General features: G+C 73.0%; 9 protein-coding genes. 5 read left to right on the top strand and 4 right to left on the bottom strand.

The features are described from left to right. Window positions 1–118: 118 nt before the first annotated feature. Window positions 119–2,392, bottom strand: a complete 2,274-nt coding sequence (locus ACGFIB_RS15570; protein WP_393372132.1) for a serine/threonine protein kinase — start codon at window positions 2,390–2,392, stop codon at window positions 119–121. A gap of 116 nt (window positions 2,393–2,508) precedes the next feature. Further along, window positions 2,509–3,663 carry a type VII secretion-associated serine protease mycosin gene (gene mycP / locus ACGFIB_RS15565; protein ID WP_357259241.1) on the bottom strand — a complete coding sequence of 385 codons (1,155 nt, stop codon included), beginning with the start codon at window positions 3,661–3,663 and terminating at the stop codon, window positions 2,509–2,511. A 210-nt stretch (window positions 3,664–3,873) separates the two neighbouring features. Here mycP and ACGFIB_RS15560 point away from each other — a divergent pair, with 210 nt between their 5' ends. From ACGFIB_RS15560 to ACGFIB_RS15550, 3 genes are all read left to right on the top strand, one after another. Further along, window positions 3,874–5,637 carry an acetyl/propionyl/methylcrotonyl-CoA carboxylase subunit alpha gene (locus ACGFIB_RS15560; protein ID WP_357259238.1) on the top strand — a complete coding sequence of 588 codons (1,764 nt, stop codon included), beginning with the start codon at window positions 3,874–3,876 and terminating at the stop codon, window positions 5,635–5,637. A 156-nt stretch (window positions 5,638–5,793) separates the two neighbouring features. Continuing rightward, window positions 5,794–7,176, top strand: coding sequence for a hypothetical protein (locus tag ACGFIB_RS15555; protein ID WP_357259685.1), 1,383 nt, complete (start codon window positions 5,794–5,796; stop codon window positions 7,174–7,176). A gap of 282 nt (window positions 7,177–7,458) precedes the next feature. Further along, window positions 7,459–8,736, top strand: coding sequence for a pentapeptide repeat-containing protein (locus ACGFIB_RS15550; RefSeq protein WP_393372128.1), 1,278 nt, complete (start codon window positions 7,459–7,461; stop codon window positions 8,734–8,736). A 62-nt stretch (window positions 8,737–8,798) separates the two neighbouring features. Here ACGFIB_RS15550 and ACGFIB_RS15545 read toward each other — a convergent pair whose 3' ends face one another. Next, window positions 8,799–9,827, bottom strand: coding sequence for an ROK family transcriptional regulator (locus ACGFIB_RS15545; RefSeq protein ID WP_357239010.1), 1,029 nt, complete (start codon window positions 9,825–9,827; stop codon window positions 8,799–8,801). A 46-nt stretch (window positions 9,828–9,873) separates the two neighbouring features. On the opposite strand from ACGFIB_RS15545, the gene ACGFIB_RS15540 reads away from it, so the two are divergent. Further along, the gene (locus tag ACGFIB_RS15540) at window positions 9,874–11,046 is read left to right on the top strand and encodes an MFS transporter (RefSeq protein ID WP_393372125.1); all 1,173 of its coding nucleotides are present in this window, start codon (window positions 9,874–9,876) and stop codon (window positions 11,044–11,046) included. A gap of 22 nt (window positions 11,047–11,068) precedes the next feature. Here ACGFIB_RS15540 and ACGFIB_RS15535 read toward each other — a convergent pair whose 3' ends face one another. After that, entirely contained in the window at window positions 11,069–12,463 is a 1,395-nt protein-coding gene (locus ACGFIB_RS15535) for an NAD(P)H-quinone dehydrogenase (RefSeq protein ID WP_357239004.1), read from the bottom strand. 140 nt (window positions 12,464–12,603) lie between these two features. On the opposite strand from ACGFIB_RS15535, the gene ACGFIB_RS15530 reads away from it, so the two are divergent. Beyond that, the gene (locus ACGFIB_RS15530) at window positions 12,604–13,056 is read left to right on the top strand and encodes a gamma-glutamylcyclotransferase (protein WP_142569276.1); all 453 of its coding nucleotides are present in this window, start codon (window positions 12,604–12,606) and stop codon (window positions 13,054–13,056) included. Window positions 13,057–13,069 lie beyond the last annotated feature (13 nt).

Genomic DNA, 13,069 nt, shown 5'->3' with positions numbered 1-13,069 from the left:
CAGGGGGGCCAGGCGGCGGGGGGCAGGCGGCGGGGCCGCGCAGACGAAAGGCCGGGCGGGTGCTCCCGCCCGGCCTTCGTGTGTCCGGACCTGCCGATCCGGCCTTCCCGTGAACCGGTCAGCCGCAGTTGCCCCAATCGCCGCCGGCGCCGGCGGAGCCGACGCTGCCGGAATACCTGACGCACTTGCCCTTGGCCTGCAGCTTCGCGGGGCCGGCGTAGTACTTGTAGTTACCGCTGTCGGTCTTGGACCCGCCGCCCTGGACCTCCAGGGTCGCGGAGACCGGCGTCTCCTTTCCGACGTCGGCCGTCTTGATCGTGACGGCGCAGTTCTCCCCCGTGCCGGGGTTGTACAGCTGGTAGGCGACGCCACCCGCCAGGGGGCTGCTGCGCTGCACGGAGAAGCCCGGACCGCAGACCTGGACCGGACCGAAGGGGTTCCGGATCGGCGCCGCGGTCGTCGGCTTCGGTGCCGGGGTAGTCGGCTTGGGCGCCGGGGTGGTCGGCACCGGAGCGTTGGACGGGCTCGGCCGCGCGGGCGCCGTCGGGGCCGCGGTGGGCTTCCAGGTAGGCCTCCTGGTGGGCCTCCAGGTGGGTTTCCAGGTGGGCCTCTTGGTGGGCACCCAGGTGGGCACCTCCGTGGCGTTCTGGGTGGGCTTCTGGGTGGGCTTCTGGGTGGGGCCCTGAGCGGGGCTCTGAGTAGGGCTCTGAGCGGGGTCCTGGGTCGGATTCTGGGTCGGGTTCTGGGTGGGCTGGGTGCGCCACCGACCCCGTCCGTGCTCCTGCCGGTCCGTGGGCGCCGGGCTCGGCGACTGTGTGGGCGGGGGCTCGGGAGTCGGCTCCGTCGGCACCGGGCTGGGTATGGCGGTCACCGTGGCGGTGGTCGTCACCCGGGCCGTCGGCTGCGTCGTCCGCCCGTTCGTCTGACCGGGCGGCTGACCGGGCGGCTGCGCCGGCGGCGGGACCACCGGCTGGGTCGGCACCGGCACGATCGGGCCCGGCGTCGGGACCGAGGTGAGCTCCGGCGTCGCCGGAGTGTCCGTGGGCCACTCGCTCGGCAGCACCAGCGGCTGCACCGGCGAGTCCGGGTCCTCGGATGACAGCGCCCACGGCACCGTCACCTGCGGCGCCGCCGTCGGCGCCTGCCCGCCGCCTCCGGTCGCGCCTCCCGTGGTCCCGCCGCCGACGTTTCCACCACCCACGTTTCCGCCGTCCGCGTCACCGGCGTCCGCGATCACGCGCCCACCGGTCCCGTGCCCGCCTGCGGCGCGCTCCGCCGCGGCCGGCGACAGCCGGACCTCGGCGTAGTGGCCGGCGCCCCACAGACCCGCTCCGGAGAGCAGGACCACGGCGCCGACCGCCGCCGCGAGGCCGACGGGGAACGGCCTGCGCCTGGCCGTCTCGACCTGGCCCTGGGTGGTCGGCGGCCCCCACGTCTGCTGCTGGATCTGCTCCTGCGGCATGGCGGGCGGCTGCCAGGCGGTGGTGGACGACTGCTGCGGCTGCTGGGGCACGGGCGGCGGGCCCCAGGTCTGCTGCGGAGCCGGTGGAACGGGGGCTCCCCCGATCGGCTGCTGCGGCGGCTGCTGCGGCTGCGCGGGCAGCACCATCGCCGTGCCGGGGCTCGCCGCCGGTTGCGCCCCGGCGGCGGCGCCGCCGAGCAGTTGCAGCATGGCGGCGTAGGCGGTCGGCCGCTGCCCGGGCTCCTTGGCCAGCGCGGGCAACGCGACCTGGCGCAGCCGCTCCTCAAGCCCGCCGAGGTCGGGCTGCGCGTTCAGCACCGCCTGCGGCTCCTGCGGGAACGGCGGACGCCCGGTCGCGGCGAAGACCACCGTGGCGGCCCAGGCGAACATGTCCGCGTACGCGTCGTACCGCTCGCCCCTGATCTGCTCCGGAGCGCGGTACGCCGGCTCGCCCGCCGGGGGCCCGGCGGCGACATCGGTCAGCTTGACGCCGTCGTCCGCGACGATGACGTTGTGCGGGGTGAGCGAGCCGTGCGCGAGGTCGGCGAGGTGCACGGCGGTCAGCGCCGTGAGCACGCCCACCGCGACCCGTTCGAGCGCCTCCCCCGAGAGCGGCCCCTCGGCCGCCACGGCGGCGGCCAGGCTGCGCCCCTCGACGTGTTCCCTGACGACGTACGGTCGATCACCGAAAAGGCCCGCCGTGATCGTGCGGGCCACATATGAGCTGGACACTCTCGTGGCGGCAGTGAGCCGGTCGAGGACGGTCTGCCCCGAACCCGGCTCGGCGGCCAAGAGCTTGATCACCCGCACAGGGGCGTCGTCGCCGGTCTCCTTGCCGACATAGACGTCGCCGCGGGGCCCCTCGTCCAGCCGTCCCAGGATGGCGTACTCGCCTATCTGCTCGGGATCACCCGGCCGTAAAGGGTGCATCTCAGTCCTTTCTGGAAGTGACCTGATTAGGATCATTCAACCAAGAGGACCCGGCACAAAGCAGCTGTTTCCGGCAGGCCAAAACATTTAACCGTCAATTACTCAAAGCCGACGAGTCAACGCTCGCGGCCGGGGCGCCACCTTCTGCGCCTGCCCATCGGCACGAACACCCGCACGGCCACGATCAGTCCCACACCGCACAGCGCCGCCGCCGCGATCGTCAGCGCCAGGTCGATCGCCTCCCGGTCCACCGGAGCCGCCCTTCTCACCGCGTTCCGCGGCAGCGGGGCCGGCGCCGGCGGCGCGATGACGGGGGCGTCGACGGCCTCCAGCGGCAGGATCGCGGTGACGGCGAGCATCGGGTTCACCATCCCCGCGCCCGTGCCCGTTCCCACGCCGCCGTCCGCCGTGGCGGTGATGCGCCACCGCACCCGCTCCTGGTCCAGCTCCGGATGGCGGGCGCGCACCAGCGCCGCCACCCCCGCGACGTACGGCGCGGCGAAGCTGGTGCCTTCGAGCCCGCTCATGTACGACCGTCCGGGCCAGGTGGAGGTGATGTCCTGGCCGGGCCCGAGAACGGAGACGGGAGTGATGGTGTTGGAGAAGTCGGCACGCCTGCCGTCCGGGGTGGCCGAGCCCACGGCGAGCACCCCCGGGTAGGCGGCGGGGTAGGAGGCCTCCGGGGTGCCGTCGTCCGCGGTCGTGTTGCCGGCCGCCGCCACGATCACCGCGTCCTTGCCGAGCGCGTACGCCACGGCCTGCCTGAGCTTCGGCTCGTCGTGGGCGTCGATCGACACGTTGATCACGTCGGCGCCGAAGTCGGCCGCGTCCGCGATGGCCCTGGCCAGCGCGTCCGGGTCGCCGTTCTCCTCGTTCGTCTGCTTCAGCGAGATCAGCCGCACTCCCGGCGCGACGCCGACGAAGGGGACGCCCTTCACGTACTGGGCGGCGATGATCCCGGCGACGGCGGTGCCGTGGCCGACGCAGTCGCGGTGGCCCGTCCCGGTGTAGTCGACCTCCTTGGCCACCCGGATCTGGGGGTGGGTCAGGTCCACCCCGCTGTCGATGACCGCGACCGTGACCCCCTCGCCCGTGGTGAGCGGCCACACCCGCTTCGGGTCGAGCCTGCGCTGCGCCCACGGCTCGGCCACCCCCATGCCGCCCTTGCGCGGCGCGCACCGCACCGGCGCCGTACGCGCCTGAGCGGGCGGCGCGGGCGGCGCCACGAGAAGCAGCGCCAGCACGGTCGCCAGAAGGCCGGGTCCCCGCATAAGTGATCAGCCTAACGAACCCGACCGGCGATGCCGCTTCACAACATGCCGCTTCAAACCCGGGCATACCGGTTATAGGGCCGGGGAAGCGGTGAGGACGAGGCGCGCCGGCCGCCCCACTTGGTATGGGGGCGCACGCCGTCCGGCGTCGGCAGGTGCATAAAATCCACCAAGGCCCGTAACCGGGGGTCCGACGGAAGGATGGACGCGGTGCACAAGGTCCTGATCGCCAATCGCGGCGAGATCGCCGTACGGATCGCGCGGGCCTGCAGGGACGCCGGGCTGTCCAGCGTCGCGGTCTACGCCGACCAGGACCTCGACGCGCTGCACGTGCGGGTGGCCGACGAGGCGCACGCGCTCGGCGGGCAGAGCCCGGCCGAGACCTACCTCGACATCGGCAAGATCCTCTCGGTGGCGGAGAAGACCGGCGCGGACGCCGTCCACCCCGGCTACGGCTTCCTCGCCGAGAACGCGGGCTTCGCCCAGGCCGTGCTCGACGCCGGCCTGATCTGGATCGGCCCGCCGCCCTCGGCGATCACCGCGCTGGGCGACAAGGTCCAGGCCCGGCACATCGCGCAGCGCGTGGGCGCCCCCCTCGTGGCCGGAACCTCCGACCCGGTCTCCGGAGTGGACGAGGTCGTCGCCTTCGCCGCGGAGCACGGCCTGCCGATCGCGATCAAGGCGGCGTTCGGCGGCGGCGGGCGCGGGCTCAAGGTGGCCCGCACCATGGAGGAGATCGGCGACCTGTACGAGTCCGCGGTGCGCGAGGCCGTCACCGCCTTCGGGCGCGGAGAGTGTTTCGTCGAGCGCTACCTCGACCGGCCGCGTCACGTCGAGACCCAGTGCCTGGCCGACGCCCACGGCAACGTCGTGGTCGTGTCCACCCGCGACTGCTCACTCCAGCGCCGCCACCAGAAGCTGGTGGAGGAGGCCCCGGCCCCGTTCCTGACCGGCGAGCAGATGGAGCTGCTCTACTCGTCGTCCAAGGCGATCCTGCGCGAGGCGGGCTACGTCGGCGCCGGCACGTGCGAGTTCCTCGTCGGCCAGGACGGCACGATCTCCTTCCTGGAGGTCAACACCCGGCTGCAGGTCGAGCACCCGGTCAGCGAGGAGGTCGCCGGCATCGACCTGGTCCGCGAGATGTTCCGGGTCGCCGACGGCGAGCCGCTGGGCTACGACGACCCCGTGCTGCGCGGCCACTCGATCGAGTTCCGCATCAACGCGGAGGACGCGGGCCGGGGCTTCCTGCCCGCGCCGGGGACGATCACGTCGATGCGCGTCCCGTCCGGCCCCGGCGTGCGACTGGACGGCGGCTACGAAACCGGCATGAGCGTGCCGCAGGCGTTCGACTCGCTCGTGGCCAAACTGATCGTCACCGGCGCGACCCGTGAGCAGGCGCTGGAGCGGTCGCGCCGCGCCCTGGCGGAGTACGAGATCGGCGGCATGCCCACCGTGCTGCCGTTCCACCGGGCCGTGGTGGACGATCCCGCCTTCGCCGGCGAGCCGTTCTCTGTGCACACCCGGTGGATCGAGACCGAGTTCGTGAACGAGATCCCCCCGTACGAGGGGGCCGTGGGAGCGGCCGAACCGGCCGAGCGCGAGCGGATCACGGTCGAGGTCGGCGGCAAGCGCCTGGAGGTCGTCCTGCCCGCCGGGCTGGGCTCGTCGGGTTCGGGGACGGCCGGCGGCGCCCAGGCCAAGAAGGCGGCGCCCCGGCGATCCGGCGGGCGCGGCGCCGGGAAGGCCGCGGCGAGCGGCGACTCCCTCGTCAGCCCGATGCAGGGCACGATCGTGAAGGTCGTCGTCGCCGACGGCGACACCGTCGAGTCCGGCGACACGATCGTCGTCCTCGAAGCGATGAAGATGGAGCAGCCGCTGACCGCCCACAAGGGCGGCACGATCACCGGCCTCGCGGCCTCCGTCGGCCAGACGGTCACCGCCGGGGCCGTCCTTTGCGAGATCAAGGACGCCTGAGCCTCCCGGCTGACTGGCCGTGGAGGCGACGCCACCGTCATTCACCGGCGGAAGGACGCATGCCGCCCCCCTGGTGCGGAACGATAGGTTTTTGTGGAGGAACCATCGCGCCCTGCCATTCGTCCAGTAGGGCGAAGGAGGCTTGAAGCCGTGACCATGAAGACACCGCTCGGCCGGGTGGTGGCCGCCCTGGCGGCGCTGCTCGCCGGACTCATCACTGTGCTCGCGCTCGCGCCGTCCGCAGTGGCGGCGGCTCCCCCGGACCCGACCACGGTCCTGTCGTCCTGGAAGAACGCCCAGGACCCGCTGTTCGTCCAGAGCGGGTCTCCGCTCTCGTCGAGCCAGCAGAACGAGATCCGCCAGGCGCTGAAGGACTCGAAGTCCAAGATCTACGTGGTCGCCATGCCCGACGGCACCGTGAGCACGAGCCAGGTGAGCACCTACATCCCGCAACTGCTGTCCGAGCTCGACAAGGCCGGCCGGTCGAGCGCGACCGTGGCCCTCCTCGACGGCAACAGCCTGTTCGCGGGGTCGACCGAGCTGCCCAGGAACGCGCCGGGCGTGCTGACCCGGCTGGCCACCAGCGCCAACGGCGACGTGGTCACCGGCATGAAGGACTTCGTCAACCGGGTGAACCTGGTGCGCGAGGGCGACGTCGACGGCGCCCGCGCCAAGGGCAGCACGGTCGGCGGCGGCAATGGCACAGGTGTGCTCGTCGGCATTCTGGGCATCGCGGTCGTGGGAGGTGCCGGTTTGTGGATCATCGGACGCCGCAGCAAGCGCAAGCGCGAGGAGCGCGAGGCCGCCGAGCTCGCCGCCGTCAAGCAGACGGTCGAGGAGGACGTCACGAAGTTCGGTGAGGAGATCACCGAGCTCGACGTGGACGCCCGGATGCTCCCGCAGAGCGAGACGACGGGCGACTGGCAGCGCGCCCTCGACTCCTACGAGCGGGCCAAGGTCGAACTGGACGCGATCAAGCGCCCCGAGGACCTGCGCACGGTGACCTCGACGCTGGAGGACGGCCGCTACGCGCTGGCCTGCGTCAAGGCGCGCGTGAACAACCAGCCGCTGCCCGAGCGGCTGCCCCCGTGCTTCTTCAACCCGCAGCACGGCCCGTCGGCCCGCAACGTCCGGTGGGCGCCCCCCGGCGGCGCGGTGCGCGACGTCCCCGCCTGCGCGGCGGACGCCGAGGCGGTGGAGCGCGGCTTCGACCCGCAGATGCGCGAGGTCATGGTGAACGGCCAGCGCAGGCCCTACTGGGACGCCGGTCCCGCCTACCAGCCCTACGCGTACGGCTACTACGGCGGCTTCGGCGGCGGCGACCTGCTGACCGGCATGCTCGTCGGCACCATGCTCGGCGGCGCGTTCGGCGGCTGGGGTCACGGCGGATACGGCGCCGGCTACGACTCCGGATATGCCGCGGGCGTGGATGCCGGTGGCGGCGACTGGGGCGGCGGCGGTGGCGACTTCGGCGGCGGAGGCGGCGACTGGGGCGGCGGCGACTTCGGCGGAGGGGACTTCGGCGGCGGCGACTGGTAACGCCTGAGCGCTTCGGCACGGCATCGACGAGGGGGCGGGCCCGACGGTCCGCCCCTTCTCATGTCCGGGGGCCGTCCGCTGTCCGGGGCCGTCCGCCCCTCATGTCCGGGGGCCGTCCGCCCCTTCTCATGTCCGGGGTGCCGCGACCACGGGTTCCGGCGGCGTTCGCCACTCCGGGGATGCCGGCGGCCACGCGTTCAGCGACCCGGGGCGGTCAGCGGATTGCAAGTGCGATTCAAGATCGAGTGGAAGACTCGGGACGTTCCCTTCAGGAGGCCCCCCGTGCGTCGCTTCGCCCCCCGTTTCCTCGCCGCCCCGTTCCTGGCGCTCGCGTTCCTGGCGCTCGCGTTCCTGTCGCTCGCGTTCCTGTCGCTCGCGTTCCTGGCACTTCCTGCGACCCCCGGTCACGCGGCGTCCGCGCCCTGCAAGCCGGGCAGCGGCGTCGACCTGAGCGGCAGGGACCTCACCGGCGCCGCGCTGCCTCCCGTCATGCGGTGCGCCGACCTCACCGGCGCGAAGCTGGACGGGGTGGACCTCACGGGCAAGGACCTCACCGGGGCCGTCCTGAGCAAGGCGTCTCTGAAGGAGGCCGACCTGGGGCAGGTCCATCTCGACTACGCCGACCTGCGCGGCGCCGACCTCAGCGACGCCGACCTCGGTCAGTTGCAGGCCAAGCAGGCGGACCTGCGCGGGGCGATTCTCACCGACGCGGACGCCGTACAGGCCGAGTTCCCGCACTCCGACCTGACCGGCGCGGTCCTCACCCGGGCGGTGCTCACCCAGGCCGACCTCACCGACGCGAGACTCGTGGACGCCGACCTGAAGGACGCCACGCTCGGGCAGATCAAGGGCCGCAAGGCCGACTTCACCCGGGCCAAGCTCGACGAGGCCAAGCTCGGCCAGGCTCACCTGGAGCACGCCACGCTGAAGGACGCCGACCTGTCCGAGGCGGAGTTCACGCAGGCCGAACTCGACGGCGCCGACTTCCACGGGGCGAACGTCGACAAGGCCTCTTTCATCCAGGCCGACGACGTGGACCTCACCGGGGCCCGGGGCACGCCGGTCAACCTCCCCGACGACGCCGTCGCGCCCGGCGGCGCCGCCGGAGACGAACCGGCCGCGGACAGGACGACCACCACCACCTGGGAGCGGGACGTGCCCGGGAACGCCGTCCGCCCGAAGGGCCTGTCGCCCGCGCTCATCCTCGTCATCGTGTCCGGACTCGGCCTGAGCCTGACGCTGATCCTGTGGGGCGTGGCGCACCGGCGCAAGGAGCGCTTCGTGGCCGAGATGGCGGTGGCCAGGCACGCCGCCGAGGAGGACGTGACCCGCTTCGGCGAGGAGATCGACGCCCTCGACTTCGAGATGAAGATCAACCAGGTCAGCGGCCCGACGCATGAGTGGCGCGCGGCGCTCGACGCGTACGAGGCGGCCAAGCAGGCGCTGAACGTCGCCCAGACCCCCTACGACCTGCGGGCGGCGGCCACGGCGGTCGCGCGGGGACGGTACGCGCTGCACGAGGTCAGGTCACGGCTGTCCGCCACGGGCGGCCACCGCTGACCTCTGCGGGCGACCCCGGCGGGTGACCCGGCGGTTGGCTCAAGCGGGTGACCCCGGCGAGGTCACCGGCGGCCCTGGCCGAAGACGGCGTCACGAGCGATCGAGAGGGCGGTGGAGACCGCGCCCCTCAGCACGGGATTGTCCGGGATGGCGCTCACGCGTACGTGCACGGGCACGGGCGAGACCTCCGCCAGGCGCTCGGCGACCAGGGCGGCCAGCGGGTCGCCGCCCGCCAGGCTGGTGGCGCCGCCGAGGACGACGAGGCCGGGGTCGAGCACGGCCACGAGCGCGAAGGCGGCCGTCACGACCCTCTCGGCCAGGGCCGGGAGGTCCAGACCGCGTACGGCCTCCGGGCCCAGCGCATCGCACACCCTGATGTCGAGCCGGCCGAGGAAACCGATCTCGCCGGCTCCGCCGGAGGCGCCCCGGCGGAGCCTGCCGTCCAGCACGACGGCCGCGCCGACGCCGTCGTCCAGCCACAGCAGGACGAAGTCGTCCCGCCCGGCGGCCGCCCCGGTGGTGTGCTCGGCGACGGCGGCCAGGTTGACCTCGTTCTCCATGGTGACCGGCGCGTCGACCAGGGTGCGCAGGGCCGGGAGGAGCCCGGGCCGCCAGGCGGGCTCCACGTTCCCGGCCGCGAGGTCTCCGGTCTGCGGGTCGACCATGCCGGGCGCGCCGATAACGACGGCGTGCAGGGGACGTGAGCCGGCCGCCTCGGTGAGCGCCTGCGCGACCAGCGCGGGAAGGTTTTCCCCGAGCGGCCGCGTCACCGCGCCCACGGTGGCGCCGGTGATGTCGGCGACCGTGACGCCGACCACGTCGCGCCGCACGTCAACCCCGCCCACGAACGCCCGGTCGGCGACGATCCCGTAGAGCCGGGCGTTGGGGCCGCGCCGGTCGCCGCCGCTCTCCCCCGTGACCCGGATCAGGCCCTCGACCTGAAGGCGCTCGATCAGGTCCGACACGGTCGGGCGGGACAGGCCCGTGAGCGCGCGCAGCTGGGGTGCGGTCAGCGGGCCCCGCTCCAGGAGCAGATCGAGGGCGAGCCGGTCGTTGATGGCCCTCGCGAGCTGGGGCGTCGCGGTCTTCATGACATTCCCACTTTCTATCAGGGAGCCTGCCTGTTAATTTATCCCCATGCGAGACAGACATCAGCGGGCCATCGCCCTCGTCTTCGCCGTCCACGGAGCGGTGGCGGGCACCATCGCCACCAGGATGCCCTGGTTCCAGGACCACTTCGGCCTGAGCACGACCGCTCTCGGGCTCATCCTGCTCTGCCCTCCTGTCGGCTCGTTCCTCACTATGCCGGTGACCGCCCGGCTGGCCTACCGGTTCGGGGCCAAGGCCACGACCCGGGCACTGCTGGCCCTGTGGAGTGTGTCGCTGGCCCTGCCCGTGCTGGCACCGGGACCCCTCTGGCTGGCCCCCGTGTTCCTCCTGTCGGGCGCCGCCGCGGGCATGTGCGACCTTGCCATGAACGCCCAGGGCGTGCTCGTCGAGCGGCGGCTGGGCCGCTCGGTCATGTCCGGCCTGCACGGCATGTGGAGCGTCGGCAACCTGGTCGGTGCGGGCCTCGGGGCCGCGGCGGCGCAGGCGGGCCTGGACGCGCGGGCGCATCTCCCCCTCATGGCGGCTGCGCTGATCGCCGCGGGCGCCGTGGGCAGCCGGGCGCTCCTCGACGACAGGCCCGCGCCGGAGGAGAAGCCGCCGCCGCGATTCGCGCTGCCGCCGAGGGCCGTCCTGCTGATCGGCCTGATCGGCTTCTTCGCCACCTTCGCGGAGCGGGCCAGCGGCCAGTGGGCGGCGATCTACCTCACGAACGTCGCCGGGGCGGGAGCGGGCGTCGCCGCAGCCGGTTACACCGTGTTCACCGCGTGCATGGTCGCGATGCGGCTCGGCGGGGATCTCGTGGTGCGCAGGCTCGGGCCGGTCGCGACCGTGCGCGCCGGGGCCGCCGCCGCCGTCCTCGGCGGCGTGATCGTGGTCGCGTTCCGCACGCCCGCGCCGGTGATCGCCGGGTTCGCGTTGTTCGGCGCCGGCATCGCCGTCGTCGTGCCGTTGGTGTTCGCGGCGGCGGGCCAGATCGCCCGGACGCCCGCCGAGGGGGTCGCGGGGGTCGCGACGATCACCTGGATGTCGGGTCTCGTGGCTCCGTCCGTCACCGGCTGGCTGGCCGGCGCGTTCGCCTTCCCGTTCGCGTTCGCCCTGGTGACGTGCATGGTCGGGGCGATGATCTGGCCGGCGCGCGCCCTGCGCCCACGCCCGGCGCCCGGCGCCCGCGTCCCCGTGGGCGCGGCGTGCGCGGACTGATCCGGCCGTGGCAGGAGACGGGTCAGATGCCCCCGGCGGTCAGCGGGGACATGAGACGGCGGGCGGCCTCGGTGACCGAGCCCGACAGCGACGGGTAGACCGCGAAGGTGTGGGCGAGCTGGTCCACGGTCAGGCGATGCTGCACGGCCACCGACAGGGCCAGGATCAGCTCCGACGCGCGCGGGGCGACCACGACACCGCCGAGCACGATGCCGGTGTTCGGACGGCAGAACAGCTTCACGAAACCGTCGTTGAAGCCCTGCATCTTGGCCCGGGCGTTGGTCGCGAGCGGCAGCTTGACGACGTTCGCCTCGATCTCGCCCGCCTCGATCTGCCGCTGCGACACGCCCACGGCGGCGATCTCCGGATCGGTGAAGATGTTGGCGGCGACGGTGGCCAGCCGGATCGGCTGCACGGCCTCGCCGAGCGCGTGCCAGACCGCGATCCTGCCCTGCATGGCGGCGACCGAGGCGAGCATCAGGACGCCCGTGCAGTCCCCCGCGGCGTACACGCCGGGCGCGGAGGTCCTCGACACCTTGTCGACCTCGATGAAGCCGTTGCGGTCGAGCCGCACGCCGTTGTCCTCCAGCCCGAGCCCGGAGGTGTTGGGGACCATGCCGACGGTCATCAGGCAGTGGCTGCCCTCGGCGGTGCGGCCGTCCTCCAGGGTCACGACGACGCCGTGCTCGGTGCGCTTGACCGAGGCGGCGCGCGAGCGGCCCATGACGTTCATTCCGCGGCGCCGGTAGACCTCCTCCAGCACCTCGGCGCCGTCGGCGTCCTCGTTGGGCATCATCCGGTCGCGCGATGAGACCAGCGTGACCTCCGACCCGAGCGACCGGTAGGCGCCGGCGAACTCGGCTCCGGTGACGCCGGAGCCGACCACGATCAGGTGCTCGGGAAGCTCCTCCAGGTCGTACAGCTGTCGCCAGCTGAGGATGCGCTCGCCGTCGGGCTCGGCCCCCGGCAGCACGCGGGGGTGGGCGCCGGTCGCCACGATGACCACGTCGGCCCGGACCGTACGGTCGCCGGCGCGCACCACCTGGGGATCGACCAGACGGCCCCGGGCGCGGATGACCTCGACGCCCTCGGCGGCCAGCCGGGCGGCGATGTCGTTCGACTGCGCCAGCGCGAGCTCCTTGACGCGCTTGTTCACGTCGATCATGTCCACGGAGACGCTGCCGGCGTCGTGGTCAAGGCCGCCGTCGAAGCGGACCCCCAGCGTCGACGCGTCGAGAAGCGCCTGCTTGCGCACGGAGGAGGCGATCAGCGTCTTGGACGGCACGCAGTCGGTGAGCACGCACGCCCCGCCAGGTCCTTCCTCCTCCACGACGGTGACCTGGGCACCCAGTTGCGCGGCGACCAGGGCCGCCTCGTATCCGCCGGGGCCCCCACCGATGATCACGATCCTTGTCACATGCTCCATTGTCCCGCATCCTGGCTTCGTATTCCCGGCGAGGTGCGCGTAACGGATTAACTACGCGGATTTGTGTCGCCGCATCCCCGTCCGCGCGCTACCCGTCCAACTTTGGGGATCTTGGTTTAGGCTTGTGTACCGTGCCTGTTTACGCGGCCTACGGCAGCAACATGGACCCCAAGCAGATGGCGGAGTGGGCGCCCCACTCGCCCATGCGAGGAACGGGCTGGCTCCCGGGCTGGCGGCTCACCTTCGGCGGCGAGGACGTCAGCTGGGAGGGCGCTCTCGCCACGATAGTCGAGGACGCCGACGAGCAGGTATTCGTCGTCCTGTACGACGTGCCGGAGTGGGACGAGGCGTCCCTCGACCGCTGGATCGGCACCGACCTCGGCCTCTACCGCAAGCTCCGGCTCCGCGTCGCGACGCTGGAGGGCGACGTGCTCGCCTGGTCGTACGTGCTGAACTCCTATGAGGGCGGGCTGCCGTCGGCGCGATACATCGGCATCCTCGCCGACTCCGCCGAGAAGGCCGGCGCTCCCGACGACTACGTCGCACGGCTTCGCACCCGCCCCTGCAAGAAGCTCGGCGACTGACACAGGCCCGGCT

The organism is Microbispora bryophytorum (assembly GCF_043197435.1).
Lineage (GTDB): Bacteria > Actinomycetota > Actinomycetes > Streptosporangiales > Streptosporangiaceae > Microbispora > Microbispora bryophytorum.
Note: the sequence above shows the minus strand (reverse complement) of the source record. Positions and strands in the feature narration are given on the sequence as shown.

Excerpts from the sequence above, each read along its gene's own strand:
- ACGFIB_RS15570 (WP_393372132.1), bottom strand. The coding sequence starts at position 2,392 with ATGCACCCTTTACGGCCGGGTGATCCCGAGCAGATAGGCGAGTACGCC.
- mycP (WP_357259241.1), bottom strand. The coding sequence starts at position 3,663 with ATGCGGGGACCCGGCCTTCTGGCGACCGTGCTGGCGCTGCTTCTCGTG.
- ACGFIB_RS15555 (WP_357259685.1), top strand. The coding sequence starts at position 5,794 with ATGAAGACACCGCTCGGCCGGGTGGTGGCCGCCCTGGCGGCGCTGCTC.
- ACGFIB_RS15545 (WP_357239010.1), bottom strand. The coding sequence starts at position 9,827 with ATGAAGACCGCGACGCCCCAGCTCGCGAGGGCCATCAACGACCGGCTC.
- ACGFIB_RS15540 (WP_393372125.1), top strand. The coding sequence starts at position 9,874 with ATGCGAGACAGACATCAGCGGGCCATCGCCCTCGTCTTCGCCGTCCAC.